At 75.9% G+C, this 22,976-nt stretch carries 16 protein-coding genes; 11 read left to right on the top strand and 5 right to left on the bottom strand.

All coding sequences use genetic code 11. The features are described from left to right. Positions 1-227 precede the first annotated feature (227 nt). Positions 228-1,709: a purine-cytosine permease family protein gene (locus tag ACFTWP_RS29920; protein WP_380268051.1), complete on the top strand. Its 1,482-nt coding sequence runs from the start codon at positions 228-230 to the stop codon at positions 1,707-1,709. Between the two features lie 93 nt (positions 1,710-1,802). Here the strand turns inward: ACFTWP_RS29920 and ACFTWP_RS29915 are convergent, their stop codons facing one another. Both ACFTWP_RS29915 and ACFTWP_RS29910 read right to left on the bottom strand, forming a co-directional pair. Continuing rightward, positions 1,803-2,708, bottom strand: coding sequence for a slipin family protein (locus ACFTWP_RS29915; protein ID WP_380268050.1), 906 nt, complete (start codon positions 2,706-2,708; stop codon positions 1,803-1,805). Between the two features lie 216 nt (positions 2,709-2,924). Beyond that, entirely contained in the window at positions 2,925-4,220 is a 1,296-nt protein-coding gene (locus tag ACFTWP_RS29910) for a glycosyltransferase family 4 protein (protein ID WP_380268049.1), read from the bottom strand. Between the two features lie 436 nt (positions 4,221-4,656). Between ACFTWP_RS29910 and ACFTWP_RS29905 the strand changes: the two genes are divergently transcribed. The 9 genes from ACFTWP_RS29905 (at position 4,657) to ACFTWP_RS29865 (ending at position 15,979) form a co-directional block, all read left to right on the top strand. After that, positions 4,657-5,787 carry a glycosyltransferase family 4 protein gene (locus ACFTWP_RS29905; RefSeq protein ID WP_380268048.1) on the top strand — a complete coding sequence of 377 codons (1,131 nt, stop codon included), beginning with the start codon at positions 4,657-4,659 and terminating at the stop codon, positions 5,785-5,787. A 458-nt stretch (positions 5,788-6,245) separates the two neighbouring features. Then, positions 6,246-7,538 carry a glycosyltransferase gene (locus ACFTWP_RS29900; RefSeq protein WP_380268047.1) on the top strand — a complete coding sequence of 431 codons (1,293 nt, stop codon included), beginning with the start codon at positions 6,246-6,248 and terminating at the stop codon, positions 7,536-7,538. Between the two features lie 7 nt (positions 7,539-7,545). Then, the gene (locus ACFTWP_RS29895; RefSeq protein ID WP_380268046.1) at positions 7,546-8,613 is read left to right on the top strand and encodes a GNAT family N-acetyltransferase; all 1,068 of its coding nucleotides are present in this window, start codon (positions 7,546-7,548) and stop codon (positions 8,611-8,613) included. Positions 8,614-8,916: 303 nt separating this feature from the next. After that, positions 8,917-9,360, top strand: coding sequence for a large conductance mechanosensitive channel protein MscL (gene mscL / locus ACFTWP_RS29890; RefSeq protein ID WP_380268045.1), 444 nt, complete (start codon positions 8,917-8,919; stop codon positions 9,358-9,360). 321 nt (positions 9,361-9,681) lie between these two features. Further along, positions 9,682-10,476: a DUF6643 family protein gene (locus ACFTWP_RS29885; protein ID WP_380268044.1), complete on the top strand. Its 795-nt coding sequence runs from the start codon at positions 9,682-9,684 to the stop codon at positions 10,474-10,476. 306 nt (positions 10,477-10,782) lie between these two features. Further along, positions 10,783-11,685: an MOSC domain-containing protein gene (locus ACFTWP_RS29880; RefSeq protein WP_380268043.1), complete on the top strand. Its 903-nt coding sequence runs from the start codon at positions 10,783-10,785 to the stop codon at positions 11,683-11,685. 237 nt (positions 11,686-11,922) lie between these two features. After that, on the top strand, positions 11,923-14,319 hold the full coding sequence (locus ACFTWP_RS29875; RefSeq protein WP_380268042.1) for a right-handed parallel beta-helix repeat-containing protein: 2,397 nt from the start codon (positions 11,923-11,925) through the stop codon (positions 14,317-14,319). 77 nt (positions 14,320-14,396) lie between these two features. Then, positions 14,397-14,942, top strand: a complete 546-nt coding sequence (locus ACFTWP_RS29870) for a GNAT family N-acetyltransferase (protein ID WP_380268041.1) — start codon at positions 14,397-14,399, stop codon at positions 14,940-14,942. A gap of 230 nt (positions 14,943-15,172) precedes the next feature. Continuing rightward, positions 15,173-15,979: a DeoR/GlpR family DNA-binding transcription regulator gene (locus ACFTWP_RS29865; RefSeq protein ID WP_380268040.1), complete on the top strand. Its 807-nt coding sequence runs from the start codon at positions 15,173-15,175 to the stop codon at positions 15,977-15,979. Between the two features lie 248 nt (positions 15,980-16,227). Here ACFTWP_RS29865 and ACFTWP_RS29860 read toward each other — a convergent pair whose 3' ends face one another. Both ACFTWP_RS29860 and ACFTWP_RS29855 read right to left on the bottom strand, forming a co-directional pair. Then, positions 16,228-19,224 (bottom strand): hypothetical protein, encoded by a 2,997-nt coding sequence (locus ACFTWP_RS29860; protein WP_380268039.1) that lies wholly within the window; start codon positions 19,222-19,224, stop codon positions 16,228-16,230. 222 nt (positions 19,225-19,446) lie between these two features. Beyond that, positions 19,447-20,571, bottom strand: coding sequence for a PLP-dependent cysteine synthase family protein (locus tag ACFTWP_RS29855; protein WP_380268038.1), 1,125 nt, complete (start codon positions 20,569-20,571; stop codon positions 19,447-19,449). 299 nt (positions 20,572-20,870) lie between these two features. On the opposite strand from ACFTWP_RS29855, the gene ACFTWP_RS29850 reads away from it, so the two are divergent. Beyond that, positions 20,871-21,074 carry a hypothetical protein gene (locus ACFTWP_RS29850; RefSeq protein WP_380268037.1) on the top strand — a complete coding sequence of 68 codons (204 nt, stop codon included), beginning with the start codon at positions 20,871-20,873 and terminating at the stop codon, positions 21,072-21,074. 638 nt (positions 21,075-21,712) lie between these two features. Here the strand turns inward: ACFTWP_RS29850 and ACFTWP_RS29845 are convergent. Beyond that, on the bottom strand, positions 21,713-22,966 hold the full coding sequence (locus ACFTWP_RS29845; protein WP_380268036.1) for an ROK family protein: 1,254 nt from the start codon (positions 22,964-22,966) through the stop codon (positions 21,713-21,715). Positions 22,967-22,976: the final 10 nt, after the last annotated feature.

The following is a 22,976-nucleotide window of genomic DNA, read 5'->3' as shown; positions in this document are numbered from 1 at the left end:
GCCCACCCCCGCGGGCGGCCACCGGGGCGGGGGCCGCCCGTCCATCGCGAACCGTCCAGACATCTCCCGCCCGGAGCGGCTCCTCTGTGGACGATCCACCATTGATCCGGGCCCGGCAGGGCCCGGATCATGGCAAGGCGGCGGAAGGCACCGGCTCCCCGGGCACCGCCGAGCCACCGGCGGCCCCGCCCCCGCGCGCCGCTGCGTCGAGCCCCAGGAAGACGTCGATGCCCCACTCCCCCGATCCCGCCGCGCACCCGATGATCGAGCAGCACGGCGTGGACACCATTCCCGAGGCCGAGCGGACCAGCACCCCCCGGGACGTGGTCTCGATCCTGGTCGGCTCCAACCTCGCCTTCGGCGTGGTGGTCTTCGGCTGGCTGCCGGTCTCCTTCGGCCTCTCCTTCTGGGCGGCCGTCACCTCGGTGCTGGTCGGCACCGTCCTCGGCATCGTGCTGACCGCGCCGCTGGCCCTGGTCTCGCTGCGCACCGCGACCAACCTCTCCACCAGCAGCGGCGCACACTTCGGGGTCCGCGGGCGGCTGATCGGCTCCGTGGTGGGGCTGCTGCTGTCCCTCGGCTACACCGCGCTGTCGCTCTGGGTCGGCGGGGACGTGGTGGTCGGCGCGCTGAACCGGCTGCTCGGCCTGCCCGCGGGCGGCCCGGCGTACGTGGCGACGTACGCGGTGCTGGCGGCGCTGAGCGCGACGGCGGCGGTGTTCGGCTACCGGCTGATGCTGCGGCTGGAGCGGGTGCTGATGTGGGCGATGTCCGCGCTGCTGCTGGCCGGCCTACTCGCGTTCGCCCCGCACTTCGACGCTTCGGGGCACGGCGCGTACCTGCTCGGCGGCTTCTGGCCCACCTGGCTGCTGTCCGTGGTCGCGGCCGGCCTGAGCGGCCCGATCGCCTTCTCCACCCTGCTCGGCGACTACACCCGGTACGTCTCGCCGGCCCGCCACGGCGACCGGCAGGTCCTCGGCGCCACCGCACTGGGCCTGTTCGCCGGTCTGCTGATCCCGCAGCTGTTCGGGACGTTCACCGCCGTCGCGACCGGCGCCGGCCAGGACTACGTCGGCGGACTGATCGCGGGCGCGCCCCTCTGGTTCCTGGTGCCGCTGCTGCTCAACGGCCTGCTGGGCAGCGCGGGCAACACCGGCCTGATGCTCTACAGCATGGGCCTGGACCTGGACGCCATCCTGCCCCGGGCCACCCGCCGCCAGGCGACCGGCGTGGTGGCGGCCGTCGCGGTGGCCCTGGTCTTCCTGGGCCACTTCGTCTGGAACGCGCAGTCCGCGGTGACCTCCTTCGTGCTGGTGCTGACCGCGATCGGCACCCCCTGGGCCGTGATCACGCTGATCGGGTACCGGCGCTGCCGGGGCGACTACGACCGCGCCTCGCTGCAGGTCCTCAACCGGCGCACGCGCGGGGGCGTGTACTGGTACCGGGCGGGGTGGAACCTCCCCGCGACCACGGCCTGGGCGCTGGGCAGCGCCGTGGGGCTCTGCGCGGTGGACACCCCCGTGTACCGGGGCCCGCTGCTGTCGCTGACCGGCGGCATCGACCTGAGCTTCGTACTGTCGGGCGCGGTGGCGGCGGTGCTGTACGTGCTGCTGTCCCGGTCCTCACGCGGCCGGGCCGGGACGCCCGCGCCGACGGCGGTACCGGTGGTCGGCGCGGCGGCGGTCGGCGCGGCGGCGGACCGCGGCTGAGCAGCGGCGACGGGCGAAAGCAGCGGGCGGGGCAGCGGCGCCGGGCGAAGCAGCGGCCGAGTGCGGGTCCGCGGTCGAGGTAGGTGATCCGGTTCAGTCCGCGCGGGGCGCGTGCGCCGGGCGCGGAGGCGGCAGGACGGGCGCGGGCGCGGCGGGCGGCTCCAGGCCGGCCCCGGCCGCGGGTTTCGACTCCGGCGAGCCGGCCGGCCCGGTGACGGCCGCGGTCGCCGGGGCGGGAGCCGCGCCCGCCGCCGTGGGGGTGGCCGCCTCGAAGAACCGCAGCAGCTCCACCGGGAACGGCAGGACCAGCGTGGAGTTCTTCTCCGCCGCCACCTCGACCACCGTCTGCAACAGGCGCAGCTGCATCGCGGACGGCGTGGCCTCCATCATGGCGGCGGCCTCCGACAGCTTGGCGGCCGCCTGGAACTCGCCGTCCGCGGTGATGATGCGGGCCCGGCGCTCCCGGTCGGCCTCGGCCTGGCGGGCCATCGAGCGCTTCATCGAGTCGGGCAGCGCGACGTCCTTGATCTCCACCCGGTCGATGTGCACGCCCCAGCCGAGGGCCGGGCTCTCCAGCATCAGCTCCAGGCCGCGGTGCAGGTTCTCCCGCCCGGAGAGCAGGTCGTCCAGTTCGCTCTTGCCGATGACCGAGCGCAGCGAGGTCTGCGCGACCTGGGACATCGCGAAGGAGTAGTTCTGCACGTCCACGGTGGCCAGCACGGGGTCGACCACCCGGAAGTAGACGACCGCGTCCACCCGGACCGAGACGTTGTCGCGGGTGATGCCCTCCTGCGCCGGCACCGGCATGGTGATGACCTGGACGTTGACCTTGCGCATCCGGTCCAGGACCGGGATCAGCAGGGCCGGCCCCGGCTGGCGGACCCGCCCGAGCACCCGGCCGAGCCGGAACACCACCCCGCGTTCGTACTGCTGCACCACCCGGACGCCGGTCGCCAGCCACAGCAGGCCCACCACCACGATGCCCACGAGTACCGCCATGTCGGCCGACCCTCCCCGTCGGCACGCGCCCGGGCCGGGCCGCGGTGGACCGGTCGCGCGGGTGCGGGCCGCGACGAAAGTATGCGCCGCCGGACGGCCGATGCCTATGGAGCGGACCGGACTTGACGTGGCACCGGGCCGGGCGGGCGGCGCAGCCGCCTGCCCGGGCGGCCGAGAGGCCCACCGGAAGCCCTCCGTACCCGCTCCCGGGGGAGCTCAGCCGCGCCCCGGCCGGGCGACCTCGGCCAGCAGGCCCTGCCAGGCGTCGGCCACCACCCCCAGTTCGAAGCGGGGCAGGACGTGCTCCCGGGCCGCCGCGCCGAGCGCGGGGCGGTCCCCCGCCAGCACCTTGGCCAGTGCCTCGGCCAGCGCGGCCGGGTCACCGGGCGGGGCGAGCGCGCCGCTCACACCGTCCCGGACCGCGGACCGGACCGGCCCGGCCTCGGTGGCGGTGGCCACCGCCGGCAGCCCGGCCAGGCCGGCCTCGATCAGGACCCCCGGCACGCCCTCGCCGCCGCCGGTGAGCAGCAGCGCGTCCGCGGCCCGGTAGAGCGGGGCGGGGTCGGCGAGGTGACCGAGGAAGATCGCCCGGGCGCCGTCGTGGCGGGGCTCCAGCGCCGTCCGCAGCGGACCGTCGCCGGCCACCGCCAACCGGACGTCGGGCATCCTGCAGACCGCCGCCATCGCCAGGTCCAGCCGCTTCTCCGCCGTGATGGCCCCGACCCAGGCGACCAGCAGGCCCTCGGCGGGCAGGCCGAGGGCGCTCCGCGCGGCCCGGCGGTCGGCGGCGTCCAGGGCCGGCGGATAGCGGTCGGCGGAACGGCCGTTGGGGATGGTGCGCACGAGCGTGCCGGGCAGCCGGAAGCGATCGATCAGGACGGCCCTGGCCTCGTCGGAGCGGGCGGTGACGGCGGCGGCGCGGCGCAGCAGCGCACGGGTGCGCAGCCGCCCCGAGGAGCCGGTGCCCCAGCTCCGGGGGTCGCCGGTGGCGACGTGGACGAAGGGGGTGCGGGTACCGGCCAGGGCGAGGGCGCAGGCGGTCAGGGTGCCGCAGCCGTGGGCGACGACGACGTCCGCGGTGCGGGCGGCGGCGCGCAGGGCTCGCAGGGTGCGGGGGTGCAGCCGGCCGGGGCCGAGCACGGCGGTCCGGGCCTCGCCGGGCGGGCCGGTCGGGGCGCCCGCGGTGAGCGGCGGCCCGGCGTCGAGGGCGTCGGAGCCCGGCGAACCGGAGCCCGCGGCGCCAGCGCACGCAGCGCCGGCGCACGGCTGGTCGCAACCCGGTGCGCCGGTACCGAACCGGTCGTCGCGGAACCGGTCGTCGCGGGGCCGGCCGGAGGCGGGGGCGTCGGGGGGCGGGGCCAGGGCGCGCAGGGCGGAGGCCTGGCCGCGTCGGCGCAGCTCCCGGTCGAGGTCGCGGGCGAAGCTCTGCGCGCCCCGGCGACGCGGATCGGAGATGACGTGCAGGACCCTCGGACGGGCTCCGGCAGGCAGGTGTGACGCTGCGTCGGACATGGCACAGACCATGGCACAGGGTGCCGGGGTCGTACAGTCGCCGGACAGAAGATCGCCCGGGTTCCCCGTTCCACCGGAGCGGCGAACAGCGACCGGGTAGCGTAAGGGAGTTGGAGAGCCGATCGGGTGCCGGCCGACCCGTTGCCACGGTCGGCCCGGGGGCGTCGACGGCCGGTCGTGGGCCCCGGCCGGCCGGGGCGCGAGCGCCGTCCCCGGCCCCGCCGCCGTGCCACCTGTTCCCCACGTGCACCGTGCGCCCCGCTGTGCGCCCCCCGTGCGCCTCCGTCCGCGCCGCCCCGGCACCCCCGCCGCCCCCCGTAATCCCTGGCGGGCCGCGCGCCGCAGCTGCGATGCTGATCCACACTCAGGGCGCCGGCCGGCACGGGAGACCGGCCGCGTCCCGGACCCCGGGGGTTGGCCAGTGCAGGTGCTCTACGTGATAGACAGCCTCGACCGGGCCGGCGGCGCCGAGCAGAGCCTGACCGCGATGGCCCCGCAACTGGTCCGCTCCGGGGTCCGGTTGGACGTCGCCTACCTCCGGGAGTCGCCCGGCGGGTTCCAGGCCGAGCTCACCGCGGCCGGCGCCGTGGTGTTCGGCGTGCACCACGCCACCCGCACCCGGACGGCCGCCGCCCTGCACGCGCTGGTCCGCGAGCGCCGGCCCGACCTCGTGCACACCACCCGGTACGAGTCCGACGTGCTCGGCCGGGCGGCGGCCCTGGCCGCGGGCAGGCCCGTGGTCTCCAGCCTGGTCAACTCCGCCTACGGGCCGGAGCACGTGCGGGCCCGCGGTCTCAGCCCGTGGAAGGTCCGGGCCGCCCAGGCGGTCGACGCCGCCACCGCCCAGGGCACCCGGCGCTTCCACGCGTTGACCCGGCACGTGGCCGCGGCGATGGCCCGCCGGCTGCGGATCCGGGGGGACCGGATCGACGTGGTGCCGCGCGGTCGCGATCCGCAGCTGCTGGGCGACGTCACCCCCGAGCGGCGCGGCGCCGTCCGCGCCGCGCTCGGCCTGGCGGAGGACGTGCCGGTGGTGCTCGCCGCCGCCCGCCAGCAGTACCAGAAGGGCCTGGACGTGCTGCTGGAGGCCTGGCCGCAGGTGCGCCGGCAGGCACCGGGGGCGGTCCTGCTGCTGGCGGGGGGCGAGGGCGCCGAGAGCGGCCGACTGCGGGCCCTCGCCGAGCGCGCCGGCGAGGTGCGCTTCCTCGGCCCGCGCGAGGACGTCTTCGACCTGATGGCGGCCTCCGACGCGTTCGCGGTGCCGTCCCGCTGGGAGGGGCTGGGCAGCACGGCGATGGAGGCGATGGGCGTCGGCGTGCCGCTGGTCTGTTCGGACGTGCCGGCCCTGCGCGAGACGGTGGGCTCGGGCGACTACGCCCGGCTGGTCGCCCCCGAGCAACCGGGCGCGCTGGCCGCAGCCCTGGTCGACACCCTGGGGGACCGGGTGGCGGCCGGGGTACGGGCGAGGTCCGCCCGGGCACGCTTCCTGACCTCCTTCACGCTGCATCAGGTCACCGGTCAGATGGTGGAGTTCTACGAGCGCTCGCTGCGGTCGCGCGGCGCCTGACCCGGCTCCGGCCCCGACGGGCGCCGGCCGGACGACCACCCGGGGCCACCGCCGCCCCGCCCCTTGGCATGGCTGCGACGAGACCGCCCCCGATGCCGACCGGATGCCCCTACGCGCCCTCCCGGAATCGCCAAAGCGGTTGCGCCGCACGTCGCGGGCCGCAAGCATCGCAGAGGGATCCGGGAGGCCACGGGGGTGGACCGACCGGCGGGTGGGGACCGGACCGCGGACGCGGACGCGCCGGGGCGTGCCCTGCCCACAGGCCGGCTCGGCACGAGCGGCCGGGGTTCGGACGTCGATCAGGGGGCCGGGGTGCGGGAGCAGGGCGGGGAGCCACCCCGGCGTGGGATCTTCGGGCGGCCGATCCCCGGCCGCGTTCCGGCCGCACCGGCCGCACCGACCGCCGGTCGGCCGGCGGCCCCGGCGCGGCACGCCGGCCACGGCGAGGCGGAGGCCCGATGAGCCCGCGTCGCACCCGGGTGCTCTGGCTGGCCGCCGGCCTCGGCCACGACGGGGCGGGGCGGTCACTGGTCAACTGCGCCCGCCACGCCGACCTCTCGCGCTTCGAGATCGAGGTGGCCTGCTGCTCCCCCGCGCCGGACGCGCTCGCCGCCGAACTGGAACGCGCGGGCCTGCGGGTGCACCGCCTCGGTGGCGGCGAGCCCGACGGCACCGACCGGACGGACCCTCGCCGGACGGACCGCAGGAACCGGACGGACCGGACGGGCTCCCGCCGGACGGGCTCCCGGTGGCCCTGGCAACTCAACGGACTGCTCACCGAACGCCGGTACGGCCTGGTGCACACCCACGCCCCCGTCCCGGCCGTCGCGGCCCGGCTGCTGGCCTTCGGACGGTACGCACCCCGGCTGGTGCACACCGAGCACGAGGTCTGGGACCACCGGCGCACCGCCGACCGCTGGGCGAACGCCCTCACGTACCGCCGCAACGACGCGGTGATCGCCGTCTCGCCGGCGGTCGAGCGGAGCATCCCCGCCGGCAGCCGCCGCGCCGGGGACTGGGTGAGTGTCGTCCACCACGGGCCGGACCTCGCGGAGGTGACCGTCGGGCCGGCCGCCCGGGCTGCCGCCCGGGCCGAACTCGGCCTGCCCGCGGGCGTGGTGGCGATCGGCCTGCTCGACGGCGGGACTCCGGCGACGGAGCACCGCGGGCTGCTCGCCGGGTACGCCGAGCTGCGCCGCTCCGGGGTGTCCGCCCGGCTGGTGCTGGTCGGTGACGGATCGCCGGAGTCCGGTCTCCGGGCACGGGCGGCCGAACTCGGCCTGCACGACGTGGTGTTCGCCGGGCCCCGGCCCGGCGGGCCGGCCCTGTCGGCCGGCCTGGACGTGTTCGCCCTCGCCTCCCCCGCGCAGGGCCTGCCGGACGCCCTGCTGGAAGCCATGGCCGTCGGCCTCCCGACGGTGGCCACCCGGGTCGGCCGGATCCCCGAGGTGCTGGTGGACGGCGCGCACGGACTCCTGGTCCCGCCGGGCGACCCGTCCGCCGTGCGCGACGCCCTGGCCGCGCTGGTCGCGGACCCCGCCCTGCGCGAGCGGCTCGGCGCCGCGTCCCGGGAACGGGCCGCGCGCTTCGACGCGGTCGCCGCCCAGCGCGCCGTGGAGGCGCTGTACCGGCGGGTGCTGCGGCCCCGGCCGGGGCCGGCCGCCGCGCCGCGCACCGCACCGCACGACGTCCCGGACACCCCTCCTCCGGACGCCCTTCCACCGGCGGGCCGCCCCGCCAAGGAGATGTGAGCCGGACGTGAGCGCCCTGCCCGCCCCCGCCGAGTTGACCGTACGCCCGCTCGCGGAGGCCGACACCCCGGCCGTGCTCGCCCTGCTGGCCACCTCGCTGGCGGGCAGCCCCACCGGTACCCACGGTGCGGACTTCTTCGACTGGAAGCACCGCCGCAGTCCGTTCGGCGCCAGCCCCGGCCTGCTCGCCCTGACGCCCGACGGGCAGGTCGCGGGCGTGCGGCTGTTCCTGCGCTGGGAGTGGCAGGACGCGGCGGCCGGCCGTACCGTCCGCGCGGTGCGGCCGGTGGACACCGCCACCCACCCCGACTTCCGGGGGCACGGGATCTTCCGCCGGCTCACCCTCGACCTACTGGAACAGGTCAGCGGTGAGGCCGAGTTGGTGTTCAACACGCCCAACGGCAAGAGCCTGCCCGGTTACCGGTCGATGGGCTGGCACGAGCTCGGCCAGGTGCCGGTGGCACTGCGCCCGGTCCGCCCGGCGGCGTTCGCGCGCGGCGCCCGGGCGGCGCTGGCCCGCCGGCCCGCCGACCGCGTCCGGCCGCCGTACTGCTCGCTGCCGGCCGCCGCCGACTGGTTCGCCGACATGTCGGGGGACGCCGGCGGGCCGCTCAAGGAACTGCTCGACGAGCGGGCGGCGGCCGACCGGGCCGATCCGCGGCTCGCCGTCGCACGCACGGCGGAGTTCCTGCGCTGGCGCTACGGCGACGCCCCCGGCCTGGACTACCGGGTGCTCACCTGCCGGCACGGCGAGGAGCTGACCGGCGTGGCCTTCGGCCGGCCGCGGCGGCGCGGGCCGCTCATGGAGCTGGCCCTCTCCGACATCCTGGTCCGCCCGGGTGACCGGGTGAGCGCCGCGCGGCTGCTGCGGGCCGCCGCCCGCTCCGGCTGCGACCACGTCGCCACCCACCTCTCCCCCGGCACCGAGGCCGCCAAGGTGGCCCTGCGCAGCGGGTACCTGACCGCCCCGCGCTCCGGGATGGCGCTCGCCGCACGGTCCGGCGCCGGACCACTGCCCACCGACCTCACCCTGGCGTCCTGGCGGTTCAGCCTGGGTGACCTGGAGGTCTTCTGACCGCCGGCGCGGACCCGGCCCGGCGGACGGCAGCCGGCCCGACGACCCCGGCCCGACGACCGCGGCGCGGCGGCCACCGGAGCGCGGACCGGCCGCGCCGGGCCGCCCGGGGAGAACGGGCTTCCGAGCGCCGTACCTCGGTGCGGCGTTACGCGGATCGAGTGAACTCGATTGGACCACAAGCCTGTTGAGTGGGCAGCATGACCAGCCGCGGGCCTCGGCCCGACACCCACCAGGTCGGCCCCCGGGACCACCCGTCGGTACGGGGAGCGCCGCCCTCAGCACGGATTTGGAGTCAGCCCGGTGTTCAAGGGATTCCGCAGCTTCCTGCTGCGCGGGAACGTGGTGGACCTCGCGGTCGGCATCGTCATCGGCGCCGCCTTCACCGCCGTCGTCACCGGCTTCGTCACGGCCTTCCTGACCCCGCTCATCGGCGTGGCCACCGGGGCCGTCGGCGACTTCACCAAGAAGACCTTCGAGGTCGGCGGCACCAGCTTCCCCTACGGCGTGTTCGTCAACGCGCTGATCGGCTTCGTGCTGGTGGCGGCGGTCATCTACTTCGTGGTGGTGGTCCCGGTCGGCCGGCTGCAGTCCCGGTTCGAATCGGCCAAGCCTGCCCCGGTGGCCAAGGCCGACTGCCCGGAGTGCCTGAGCCCCGTCCCGGCGGCGGCGGTGCGCTGCTCCTTCTGCACCTCGGAGCTGGCCGGCCGGCCGGGGTTCCCGGCGCAGGCGATGCAGCCGCGCTGACGCCGCCCACCAGCGGGGTTGCCCTTCCGGCCCGTGTTCCCGCCAGTCGCGGGGGCACGGGCCGCGGTGCGCCCGCGCACGCCCCGCCGGAACGGGTGAACCTCGGCGCTCGGCCGCGGGACGTCCCAGGGGGCGGACATCGGGCCACTCGAATCGTGTTCGGGTCGTCGCATGGCGTGCGCGGGTGGCCTGAAGTCGATGCCAATATGTCGGATCTTCCTACTTTCGAGGCCTTTGTTCGAGCGAAGAGTGTGTAAACACTTGAACTGCCCGCCCTCCCACTCTCCTCAGCAGGCACATTGTGGGCTTACCGTATGCCCCATGACCTCGCCCCGCTCCTACGACGGAGTCGGCTACCCCCCTCCGTCCTTCTCCTCCGGCACGCCCATCTACGACAGCCTCGTCGCAGAACGCGGTGTCCCGCAGATCGCGCCCATCAACGTGCCGGCGGCACTGCCCCCGGCGCTCTCCCCCGGCTACGGCACGGGCCTCGGCTCGTCCTACGAGAGCCGGTACTCCTCCGGGTACGAGAGCACCGGCAGCAACCTGCCCGCTCTGCCGCCCGCCCGGCTCGCCCTCGGCCCCGGGCCGAGCAGCAGCCCGGGCGCCGGCCCCGCCACCTCCTACATCCCGGCGCAGCCCAGCTACGCCTCGGTGCCGCAACCGCCGGTGCCCGGCTACGGCGGCCCGCCGCAGCCGTTCCGCCCGCAGGCCCCGATGCCCGGCGGCTTCCAGCAGCCGCAGGCGGCACCGGCCTACCAGTCCGGCGGCCAGAGCTTCGGCGGCCAGAACACCTTCGCCACCGCCCCGCAGGGCGTCGGCGGCGGCCAGCCGTTCGGTGCGCAGGCCTCCCAGCAGGGCTTCGGCGGGCAGGGCTTCGGGGGCCAGTCCTTCGGCGGCCAGTCGTTCGGCGGCCAGCAGTCCTTCACCGGGCAGGGCCCGGCCGGCCAGGGCTTCCAGAACCAGTCCGACCAGAGCTTCGGCGGCAACCAGCTGCGCCCCGCCGTCTCCCCGGTCGCCCCGGTCCGCCCGATGCAGCCGCAGCGCCCCGCGCCCTACGGCGAGCAGGGCCAGTACGCCCAGCCCGGCTACCAGTCCCAGGGCCAGGCCTACTGAACCCAGCCCCTGGTTCCACCCGCACCACCTGAGCACACCCCGGCGCGACGAAGGGCCGGGCGTACGGAGAAACGGGTCATCCACGGACCGTCCGGACCACCGCCACCGCGGTGTCCGGACGGTCCGTGCGCGTTTTCCGGACCACCGCCGGACCACCCGCCGCAGGCCGCGCCCTACAACCCGCCCGACCACCCGCCGCAGGCCGCACCGAACCACCCGCCGGAGCGCCGCCGCCCCGCCCCGCGCAGCCCGCACCGGGCCCGCCCCGGCTCCCCGGCCCGCCCCGCACGCTGGCAGGATGGTGGTATGCCACTGCTGACCGGACTCCACGTCTACCCCGTCAAGTCCACGTACCGGCTGAGCCCCGCCAGCGCCCGGGTCGAACCCTGGGGACTGGCCGGCGACCGGCGCTGGATGCTGGTCGACGCCGCCGGACGTTTCGTCAGCCAGCGCGAACAGCCGGCGCTCGGCCAGCTCCGCACCCTCCCCGCCGAGGACGGCACGCTCACCCTCAGCACCCCCGACGGCGCCCGGATCGAGGTGCCCCCGCCCTCCGCGGCCCGCCACGACCCGCTGGCCGACGTCGAGGTCTGGGGGGCCGGGTTCCAGGCCGCCGAGGCCGACGGCAAGACCCAGGCCTGGATCGCCGAGAACGTCGGCGACTTCCGTCTCGTCCACCTCGACGACCCGCGCCGGCGGCCGGTCGACCCGGACTGGTCCGAGCCCGGCCAGAGCGTCTCGATGGCCGACGGGTTCCCGCTGCTGCTCACCACGACCGCCTCGCTGGCGCGGCTGAACGAGCTGATCGCCGCCGAGCACCCGGAGGACGCGGGCGAGGACCTGCCGATGACGCGCTTCCGTCCGAACCTGGTGGTCGACGGGACGCAGGCGTGGGAGGAGGACACCTGGCGCCGGATCCGGGTCGGCGAGCTCACCTTCCGGGTGGTCAAGCCCTGCGGACGCTGCGTGGTCACCACCACCGACCAGGAGACCGGCGAGCGGCGCGGGCGCGAGCCGCTGCGCACCCTGGCCAAGCACAACCGGCTGCTCAAGAAGGCCTCGTTCGGGCAGAACCTGATCCCGGAGCGGCCCGAGGGCGTCACCGGCGACGTGCTCGGCACCCTCCGGGTCGGGGACGCGGTCACCGTCCTGGAGACCGGCCCGCGCTGGCCGGCCGGCTCCGTGGACCGGAGCGGATCGGACCTGTAGGCGGCGCGCGACGGTGCACCCCGCGACCGCCCGGGCCGGGGCACCGGGCCAGCGGAACGGAATCTCCGGCCAGTCGTTGACCGGGCAGGACGCGCCGACGGCCCGGCCGGGAGGCGCGGGCGCGCTACGGTGGGCGGGCGCCGCGCGCCAGGACGTGCGCCGGCTCGGCAGGAGCGGGCCCGAGAGCACCGGGCCCGGCGAACGAGGGCCCGACGAAGGTGGGGATGGCGGAGCGTCATGGCTGAGCACAGGGTCCGGGTCACTCAGGACAGCGCCTCCCGGTGGCGCCGCCGCGCCGGGGAGTACGAGACGCTCACGGAGGCCCTCGCGGCCGCCGAACCGGGCGACACCGTGACCGTGCGGCCCGGGACGTTCCGGGAGAACCTGGTGCTGGACAAGGCCGTCACGGTCGTCCCGGCCGAGGGCCCGGGCAGCGTCCGGATCGACCCGCCCTCGGGGGTGCCGCTGACCGTCACCGCCGCCGCCACCGTGCGCGGCCTGGTGATCGAGGGCAACGACAGCTCCGCCCCCGCCGTCCTGGTCACCGGCCAGGACGCGGCGCCGCTGCTCGTCGGCTGCCGGGTGGACACCCGCTCGGCCGTCGGCGTCGAGGTGACCGACGGCGCCCGCCCGGCCCTCAGCGGCTGTGTGGTCAGCAACCCGGCCGGCCTGGGCCTGCGCCTGCGCGGCGAGGGCACGGCCGCCGTGTTCGAGGACTGCGAGGTGGCCGCCGCCGGCCAGGCCGGACTCGCCGTGCTCGGCGGCGCCACCACCGCACTGCTGCGCTGCAAGCTCCACCACGCCGCCGGAGCCGGCGTCCTGCTCAGCGACCCGGGCAGCGCCGCCGAGCTCACCGGCTGCGAGATCTACGAGATCCGCGGCAGCGGGGTGCAGGCCGAGGCGCACGCCGACGGCCGGCTCACCGACTGCGAGATCCACCGGGTCACCGGGAACGGCCTCACCCTGGACGGCGAGGCCGAGCTCACCCTCACCGGCTGCCGGGTGCACGACCTGCCGGAGAACGGCGCCGACCTGCGCGGCCGGGCCCGGCTGACGCTGTCGCACAGCACCGTGCGGGACTTCGGACGCGGCGCGCTGTCGGTCTGGGACCAGGGCACCACCGCGGTCGCCGAGTCCTGCGAGATCCACAGCAGCGGCGGCGACTACCCGGCCCTCTGGGTCAGCGACGGCGCCCAGCTGACCCTGACCGACTGCTCGCTGCACGACCTCCCCGACGCGCTGTTCGTGCTGGACCGGGAGTCCCGGGCCACCGCGAGGGACTGCTCGTTCAGCCGGATCCGCAGCTCGGCGGTCTCGGTCAGCGGCGGCGCCACCGTGGCGCTCTCGGGCTGCCGGGTCCAGGACGCCGGCACCGGGCTCTGGTTCCGCGACCACGGGAGCGGCGGGCTGCTCACCGGCTGCGAGATCTCCGAGGTCGCCACCGGGGTGATCGTCACCAAGGGCGCCGATCCGGTGCTGCGCGACTGCACCGTCCGGGGCAGCGCCGAGGCCGCCGTCTACGTCTCCGCCCAGGGGCGCGGCACCTTCGAGGACTGCCGGGTCTCGCACGGCAAGGGCTTCGGCTTCCACATCATCGACGGCTGCCGCACCGCGCTGACCCGCTGCCGGGCCGAGCAGAACCAACGCGCCGGCTTCGAGTTCTCCGAGCCGGGGCCGCTGGTCGAGCACTGCACCTCGGACGACGTCGCACCGGCGCCCGCCGCCGCGCCGGCCGCCCTGCCGCCGCCGCGGGCCGCCCAGCTGACCACCGCCGCGCCGCCGGCGGCGCCGCCCCAGATCACCGCGATCCCGGACTGCCGCCCGGCCGAGGAGGCGCTCGCCGAGCTGGACACGCTGGTCGGCCTCGCCACCGTCAAGCAGGAGGTGCGCACCCTGATCGACCTGATCGCGGTCGGGCGGCGCCGCCGGCAGGCCGGCCTGAAGGCGCCCTCGCTCCGCCGCCACCTGGTCTTCACGGGTGCGCCCGGCACCGGCAAGACCACCGTCGCCCGGCTCTACGGGGAGATCCTCGCCGCGCTCGGCGTCCTGCAGCGCGGGCACCTGGTCGAGGTCGCCCGGGTGGACCTGGTCGGCGAGCACATCGGCTCGACCGCCATCCGGACCGCCGCCGCCTTCGACCGCGCCCGCGGCGGAGTGCTCTTCATCGACGAGGCGTACGCGCTGGCGCCCGAGGACGGCGCCCGCGACTTCGGCCGCGAGGCGATCGACACCCTGGTGAAGCTGATGGAGGACCACCGGGACGAGGTCGTGGTGATCGTGGCCGGCTACACCCTGGAGATGGAACGGTTCCTCTCCGCCAACCCCGGTGTCTCCTCGCGCTTCTCCCGCACCATCACCTTCCCCGACTACACCGCGGGCGAGCTGCTGGAGATCGCCCGCTCGCAGTGCGCCGAGCACGAGTACGCACTGGCCGAGGCCACCGAGGGCGCGCTGCTCGACCACTTCGCCGGGCTGGAGCGCGGGCCCGGCTTCGGCAACGGGCGGACCGCCCGCCAGGTCTTCGAGACGATGGTCGAGCGGCACGCGATGCGGGTCGCCCACCTCGCCGACCCGTCCACCGAGGAGCTCCAGCTGCTCGTCCCCGCCGACCTGCCCGGCGCGGGGGCGCCGTAGCGGGGCGCGGCGCCGGAGCGGTCGGCCCGGGCGGTAATGCGCTCGCCCGGCGGGCGGCGGTCACGTAGCTTGCCGCCATGTCAGAACTGCGCACCGACCGCCTCCTCCTCCGCCAGTGGCGGGACTCCGACCTGGCGCCCTGGGCCGCCCTGAACGCCGACCCCGAGGTCCGCGAGTACTTCCCCGAGGTACTCACCGCCGAGCAGAGCGCGGACTCGGTCGCCCGCTTCCGCTCCGAGCTGGCCGAACGCGGGTACGGCTGGTGGGCCGTCGAGGTCCGGGCCACCGGCGAGTTCATCGGCTTCACCGGCCTGGACCCGGTGGACGAGGGCCTGCCCTTCACCGGGGTGGAGATCGGCTGGCGGCTGGCCCGCACCGCCTGGGGCCAGGGCTACGCCACCGAAGCCGCGCTGGCCGTCCTGGAGTTCGGCTTCACCACCCTCGGGCTGCCGGAGCTGCTGGCGATCACCGCCCACGGCAACCTCCGCTCCCGGGCGGTGATGCGGCGGATCGGCATGACCTACGACCCGGCCGACGACTTCGACGATCCGGACGTGCCGCCGGGCCCGCTGCGCGCCTCCGTGCTGTACCGGATCCGCCGCCGGGACGCCGGGTCCCGCTAGGGCCTGTCCGGCGGATCTCGGCGGATCAGCGGCGCCCGGCGGGAATTGTCAGACACGGCCCAGGGTGCCGGGGTCGGGCGTCGACACCGGTCGCGGCGCCCGGCCGCGCCCACCCGCCCGGTCGGGCGACGCGAGGGCCGCGGGTCGACGGTCCGGCCTCCCGCCCGCTGAACGCCCGTGCGAGGATGGCCCGAAGGACTGGCCGGTCACGGAGAGGCGGACGCGCGCGGATGGCGAACAACAGCAACCTGCTGGCCGAGCAACGGCGGGCGCTGATCCTCGACGAGGTGCGCCGGCGCGGCGGTGTCCGGGTCAACGAGCTGACCCGCCGGCTCAACGTCTCGGACATGACCATCCGCCGCGACCTGGACGCGCTGGCCCGGGCCGGCGTGCTGGAGAAGGTGCACGGCGGGGCCGTCCCGGCCGAGGCTGCCCGCACCCACGAACCGGGGTTCGAGGCGAAGTCGGCACTGGAGCCGTCCGCCAAGGAGGAGATCGCCCGTGCGGCGGCGGCCCTGGTGGTGCCCGGCTCGGCGGTCGCGCTCTCGGGCGGCACCACCACCCACGCGCTGGCGGCGCACCTGACCGGCATCGAGCGGCTGACCGTGGTCACCAACTCCGTGCCGGTCTCGGACGTGTTCGAGCGTGCCCGGCGCCGCGGCGAGGGCGCCGGGGCGACGGTGGTGCTCACCGGCGGGGTCCGGACGCCGTCCGACTCGCTGGTCGGCCCGGTGGCGGACCGCACGATCCGCTCGATGCGGTTCGACCTGCTCTTCCTCGGCGTGCACGGGCTGTCGGCGCAGGCCGGGCTCTCCACCCCGAACATCGCCGAGGCCGAGACCAACCGGCAGTTCGTCGACTCGGCCGGCCGGCTGGTGGTCGTCGCCGACCACACCAAGTGGGGGCTGGTCGGCCTCTCGACCTTCGCCGAACTCGCCGAGGCCGACACCTGGGTGACCGACGCGGGGCTCCCGGACGACGCCGCCCGGATCGCCCGCGAGCACGTCCGCGAGGTCCTGGTCACCCCGTCCGACTGAGTCACCGCGCACCGCACGGACCGCTCCGCACCGCCGCCCAGCGCGGCACCGGTCGGCGGGCCGTCCCGCCGCGCTCAGCCGTCCGCCGGGCCGCCGTCCCGGCGAAGCCCTGCTCGGCGACGGCCGCCGCCGCGCCATGCGCCGGCTGACCCTCGCCCGGGAACGGACGCGAGCGGCGGGCCGCCCCCTCGAAGGGGCGACCCGCCGCTCGTCGTGACCGGCTCCGACCTCGGATCCGGTGCCCGGGATCAGTGCCTGCGGCGACGCCCGGCGGCGGAGAACACTCCACCGATCAGGATCAGCAGCCCGGCGGCCACCACCAGCGGCACGACCGAGAATCCGGTGCGCGCCAGGTCGGCCGCGGCCGGCGCGGCGGCAGGACCGTCCGACGTGCTCACCCGGGGCTCCCCGCCCTCAGCGGCGTCCGGCAGGTCCACCGGCACGTCCATCGGCACACCCATCGGGACCTCGACCGGGACCACGACCGGGACCGCCCTGGCACCCGGGCGCGGAATGGGCGCCGGGTGGTGACCGGACCAACCGCCGGGGGCCGGGCTGGAGCAGTCGTCCGACGGGCTCGGCTTGGGGCTGTGGCTCGGGCCGTGGCTCGGGCTGTGACTCGGACTGTGGGTGTGGGTGGGACTCGGGCTCGGCTTGGGGCTGTGGCTCGGGCTGTGGGTGTGGGTGGGGCTCGGCGACGGACTCGGGCTCGGCGACGGCGACGGCGACGGCGACGGCGACGGCGACGGGCTCGGGCTCGGGCTCGGGCTCGGGCTCGGGCTCGGGCTGACGTTCCGTACGACGACCTGGGCCGACGCCTCGTCGTTGGCGGGCACGGAGTCGGCCGGCTGGACCGTCGTCAGCGAGGCGCTGTTGGCGAGCAGCCCGGTCCTGGTGGCCGCCACGGTCAGCAGCAGGGTCGCCTTGTCCCCCACCGCGAGGTCGCCCACGGTCCAGACCCCGGTGATCCGGTCGTACGTCCCCGTGGAGGGTGTGGACCGGATCAGGGTGAGCCCCGGTGGGAGGACGTCGGTCAGCGTGACCCCGGTGGCGGCGGCCGGGCCCTTGTTCTCGGCGCCGACCGTGAAGGTGATCTGCTGCCCGATCAGCGGGCTCGCGTCGTCGACCGACTTGGTGACCGCGATGTCGGTCGCCTGCACCGGCGTGACCGTGGCGGAGGCCGTGTTGTTCGAGATCACGGGGTCGGTCTGGGCGGCGGAGACGACGGTCGCGGTGTCCGTCACCGGGTCGGTGCCGGACACCCGCACGACGAAGGTGAGCTGCGCGGAGCCGTTCAGCGGCAGGGCGGGGATCGTCCACTTCGAGGTCGACGGGTCGAAGGTGGTGCCGGCGCCCGGGGTGGCGGAGACGTAGGTCGAGCCGGCCGGGACGGGGTTGGAGATCACCACCGAGGAGGCGTCGTCCGGGCCGTGGTTGGTGGCCGTCACGGTGAAGGTGACCGTCCCGCCGACCGGCGGGGTGGTGGGGTCGGCGGTCACGGTGACCCCGATGTCGGCCACCTGGCCGACCGTGGCGCTGGCGGGCGCCGAGACCACGCGCTGCCCCAGGGCGGTCTGCCCACCGGCGGTGGCGGTGTTGGTGAAGGTGCCGGTGGCCGCCAGGTCGGAGGCCTTGAGCACGTAGCTCGCCGTGCAGACGGTCGAATCACCGGGCTGGAGCACCGAGACCGGGCAGGAGATCGGGTTCGACCCGTCGGCCGGGCTGATCAGCGGGTCCTGGACGGTCACGGTGGAGACCGTCGAGCCACCGGTGTTGGTGACCGTGAACGCGTAGTCGATGCTCTGGCCGGCCGTCTGCGGCGCCGGCGTGAGCACCGTCTTGGTCAGGCCGAGCGAGGAGACCAGCGGGACGGTCACCGAGGAGGGCGGCGCGTCGACGGTCGATCCGTTCTGCGCGGTCGCCGTGGCGTTGGCGGTGTTGACCACCTTCCCGGCGGCCACGTCGGCGGCGGTCACGGTGTAGCTGCCGGTGCACACCACGGTGCTGCCGGTGGCCGGCGCGGGCGGGAGGCTGGTGGCGGGGCAGGTGACCGGCGCGAGCCGGTCGTCCGTCACCTGGAGCCCGGTCAGGGTGTCCAGGCCGCCGTTGGTCAGCACGTACTGGTAGGGGATGACGGTGCCGGCGGTGATCTCGGCGGGCAACGGGGTGCCGGTCCGGTCGACCTGCTTGACCAGGTCGAGGCGGCTGAGCGGCACGATGGTGGCGGCGTTCACGCCGCGGATGAGGTGGACGTCGGTGCTGCCGCCGGTGGAGGCGCTGAAGCCGAACTTGTACGTCGACGGCAGGCCGGCCGGGGCCGGCTGGTTGAGCACCTCCTGCCAGCCCGCGCCGTCCTGGAAGTCCAGCTGGACGATCACCCGGGACGCGGGGGCCGGCGTGATCTGCACGTTGACCAGGCGCTTGGCGACCGCCGGGTCGGTGACCCCGAACGCGGCGCTGAGCGTGCCCGGCAGCGTCGAGGCGTACCGGTTCGGGTCGGCGGTCGGGGTGGTGGTGGAGGCGAGGTAGCAGTAGCCGGAGATTCCGGCGCCCGGGCCGCGCAGGGTGATCGCGTTGGGCGCCACCGGCCCGTCCACCTGGACGGGTGACTGCTGCCCGACCGGGCAGTCGGCGCCGCGCGACTCCCCGTCGTTGAAGAAGTTCCCGTAGGCGTCCAGACCGACGCCGAGGTATCCGCCGACCACCCCGGGCACCAGGTTCCGCTGGGCGTAGCCGAGGCTGCCGCCGTCCGCGCCCTGGCCGTCGAGCGGCGTCGAGCCGTCGACCAGGTAGAAGCCGATGCCGTCGCCGGGCGCGGCCGTCCCGGCGTACTGGTACTGCTCGAAGGTGACCGAGAGTCCGGCGGAGGCCGGCACCGGGCGCCGGTACAGCAGCGAGCCGCCGACGAAGCCGCTCGCGTCGTTGAGCTGGAGGTAGCCGGGGGTCACCCCGGGGGTGGGGGGCGGGCCCTGGCCGGCCTGCGGGCAGGCGGGGATCTGGGCCGCCCCGGACGGGGGCGTGCTGCCCACGGGTGCCCCGGTCAGGCAGGCCCGGCCGAGCGGCTCCCAGGCCGGGTCCGGCACCGTGGCGCCCTCGAAGGTCTCGTTCACGATCACCGTGCCACCGGTGGGGAGGCCGGCCGGGACGGCGGGCCCGGCCAGCGGGCCCGCCGTGAGGCCGCCGAACGCCAACGCGCTCAGTACCAGGACGCTCGTCCTGCGTAGTGTCCGCCCGTGCCAGGCCATCGCAACCGACTCCTCGAACCTCGTCGCTGGGGTGCTCCACCCGGCGCCTCGGGCGTCCGGGGGTCCCAGCTTGGGCGGGGAGGGTGCGACGGGCCGGTGAGTGCGCCGCCCGTGGGCGTGTCCAGGTCAGGAGCCGACGATCCGTCAGTCCGGTGCGGCGGCACGGTTGGTCCCGGGCGATCGCCGGCCGGTCCGGTCCGTCGCCGGACGGCCGGTCGCCGGTCAGTCCAGCCAGGAGCCGCCCGCGAGGAAGGCCGTCAGCCGGTCGCGGTACGGGCCGATGTCGATGCCCTGGGCGGCCAGCCAGTCGTCCGAGTAGTACTTGTCGAGGTAGCGGTCGCCGGGGTCGCAGATCAGGGTGACGACGCTGCCGCGCCGCCCGGCCGCCCGCATCTCGGCGACGATCCGCAGCGCGCTCCACAGCCCGGTGCCGCTGGAGGCGCCGGCCTTCTTGCCGAGCACCTGCTCCAGCACCCGGACGGTGGCGATCGACGCGGCGTCCGGGACCTTCATCATCCGGTCGATGGCGCCGGGCACGAAGCTCGGTTCCATCCGGGGCCGGCCGATGCCCTCGATCCGGGATCCGCTCTCGCAGGTGGCGTCGGGGTCGTGCTCGACCCAGCCCTCGAAGAAACAGGAGTTCTCCGGGTCGGCGACGCAGATCCGGGTGTCGTGCTGGGTGTACCGGACGTAGCGGGCGATGGTCGCCGACGTGCCGCCGGTGCCGGCGGTGGCGACGATCCAGGCCGGCTCGGGGTGCGGCTCCAGGCGCAGCTGGGCGAAGATCGACTCGGCGATGTTGTTGTTGCCGCGCCAGTCGGTCGCCCGCTCGGCGTAGGTGAACTGGTCCATGTAGTGGCCGCCGCTCTCCTCCGCCAGCCGGGCCGCCGCCTCGTAGACCTCGCAGGCGCTGTCGACCAGGTGGCAGCTGCCGCCGTGGAACTCGATCAGGTCGATCTTGGACTGGCTGGTGCTCCTGGCCATCACGGCGATGAACGGGACGCCGATCAGCCCGGCGAAGTACGCCTCGGAGACGGCGGTGGAGCCGCTGGAGGCCTCGATCACCGGCTTGCCCGGCCGGATCCAGCCGTTGCAGAGCCCGTAGAGGAAGAGCGAGCGCGCCAGCCGGTGCTTGAGGCTGCCGGTCGGGTGGGTGGACTCGTCCTTGAGGTAGAGGTCGATGCCCCAGTCCGCGGGCAGCGGGAAGCGCAGCAGGTGGGTGTCGGCGGAGCGGTTGGCGTCGGCCTGGACCTTGCGGACGGCCTCCTTGAGCCAGTCGCGGTACTCCGCGTCCGAGCGGTCCACGTCGATGGTCTCGGCGGTCGTCGAAGCATTCCCGGCGGTCATCGCAGCTCTCCTCGCGGCAGGCGGTCCGGTGTGCGGGGCACGACCCACCGACGTCACATCCGTCGCTTTGGTCACTCCCCTCACATCCACACCCAGTGTAACAGTTAATAACAATAAGTAACTGTTACCGGCATTCCAGCTTCCGCTTATCCCGCCGTAACATTCGCGCGGCCCGCCGGAAACGCCCGGGGGCAGACGTCCACCCAACGGCCACCAGAACGAGACCCGCCTGCAAAACTGGCGTCATGACGAGGTGTCAACCTTGAGGTCATAGGAAGCAGACCGAAAGGAACCCTGAAATGAGCGACTACTCCGTACTCGTCGCAGCCCTGACCCAGCTTCACACCGACACCGACGACGGATCCGGCCCGCCGCCTCGGCTCGCCGGCCACGAGGCCGACCGGCTCGCCTCGACCGCCCGCCGCGATGACGCTCCGGCGCCGAGCCGGCCGGCCGTCCGCCTGCTGCGCCGCCCCTTCGGCCGGCGGCCGTCCTTCGCGTAGCACCGCCGGCCGCCGACGCAGGTGCGTCAGCCGGTCGTGAAACGGACGACGGCGTCGGTCGGGAGCCCTGACGGGCCCACCACGCCACCGACGAGCGGGGAGCTGCTGAGCAGGACGACGGAGTCCGCCGGCAGCGCCACCGGCTCGTCGGAGAGGTCACCCCTCGCCGGAGAAGTCGACCGGACAGCGGAAGCCGCCGCCGCACGCGAAGGACCGCGTGCCGAGGCCGGCCTCCCTCCCCCACTCCCGGCCCTCCCCCGCGGCACCGGCCGCTCCCGCCGCAGGGCCGGCACGGCAGGCGCCAGGGCCGGGCCAGGATCGGCGGGCTACGCCGCCACCGCGAGCTGCACCCGGCCCACGGGTTGCGACAGCCGCGGCCTCGCGCCCACCCCGACGGGCGAGACCCGAACGAGCCGCGCTTCGCCGACCACGGCGGGCACCCGGCAGGCCGTCCCGCTGCGAACCCTCCAGCCGCGAACCCTCCAACCACGAGCCGTCCCGCCACGGGCAGTGTCCGCCGCGTACACGGACGTCGACAGCAGCCCGGCAGGCCTACGGACCGGACGCCGGCCACCGGCTCGCCGGGATCACGGGCACAGGACGCCGCGACGGGCGCCGCCCGGGGCCGCCGGCGGACCTCAGTCGCCGGTCACCGCCTGCGGGTCGGCGAGGTAGGGCAGCCAGGCGAGTTCGGCCGCGCCGACCAGGGCGCCGTGCTCCAGGGCGGCGCCGACGATCGGCACCCGTCCGCTGCGGCCCCAGAGGCAGCGCTCGGCGACCACGGCCCGCAGGCGGTCCGGGTCGGCCTCCCAGAGGTCGAGGTGGAGGCCGCTGAGCACCACCCGGTCGGGGTTGAGGATGTTGGCCACCCCGGCGAGGCCGAGGCCGAGCCGGTCGATGACGTGGGCGACCGCGGCCCGGGCGCGCGGGTCCGTGGCCGCGGACCTGGTGAGCTCGCGGGCCTGGTCGAGCAGCGGACGCGCCGGGTCGGGGACGAGTCCGGCGGCGGCGAACAGCGCGTCGGGGTCGGTCTCCGCGTTGAGGCAGCCCCGGTTGCCGCACTGGCAGAGCCGGCCCTGCGGATCCACCGTCAGGTGGCCCACCTCCAGGGCGAGTCCGGCGCTGCCGGTGTGCAGCTTCCCGTCGATGACCAGCGCGCCGCCGACGCCCCGGTGGCCCGAGGTCACCAGCAGCAGGTGCCGCGCCCCGCGGCCGGCGCCGTGCCGGTACTCGGCGAGGGCGCCGAGGTTGGCGTCGTTGGCGACGAAGCTGGGCAGCGCGGCGGGCGCGTGGGGGCCGTGGTCGGCGCGGCGGACCTCCACGTCGTAGAGGTCCGCCACCGGGGTGCCGCTCGGCCAGGCGAAGTGCAGCGCGGCGAGCGCGGTGCCGTCCGGCTCGGTGACGGGGTTGGGCAGTGCGAGGGCGGCGCCGAGGCAGCGGCGGGAGGTGGCGCGGGCCAGCTCGGCCCCGGTCTCGGCGACGGCCCGCAGCATCCGGACGGGGTCGGTGGCGGCCGGCAGCGGCAGGTGGACGGGCGGCTCCAGCTGCCCGCCGAGGCCGCCGAGCGCCACGCTGAACCCGTCCGAGTGGATCTGGCCGGCCACCACCACCGGCCCGGCGGGGTCGACGGCGAGCCGGTGCGAGGGCCGGCCGCGTCCGCCGCCCGCCGGGCGGGAGTCGACGGTGATCAGTCCGAGCGCCTCCAGCTCCCCGGTGACGGCCCCGGCTGTGGCTCTGGTCACGTCGAGGGCCTTGGTCAGGGCCGATCTGGTGGGCGCCTGACCGGTGTGGATGAGGGTGAGCGCCGGCCCGAGCAGCGTGCGTCCGCGGTCGGGCGCGGCCCTGCGACTGGTGTCCTGGACGGGCTTCGGGCTTGTGGGTGAGTGCTGCACACCCCTATTC

It is taken from the genome of Kitasatospora sp. NPDC057015 (assembly GCF_042673745.1).
Taxonomy (GTDB): domain Bacteria; phylum Actinomycetota; class Actinomycetes; order Streptomycetales; family Streptomycetaceae; genus Kitasatospora.
The sequence above is the reverse complement of the archived record's forward strand: the minus strand, read 5'-3'. Positions and strand labels throughout refer to the sequence as shown.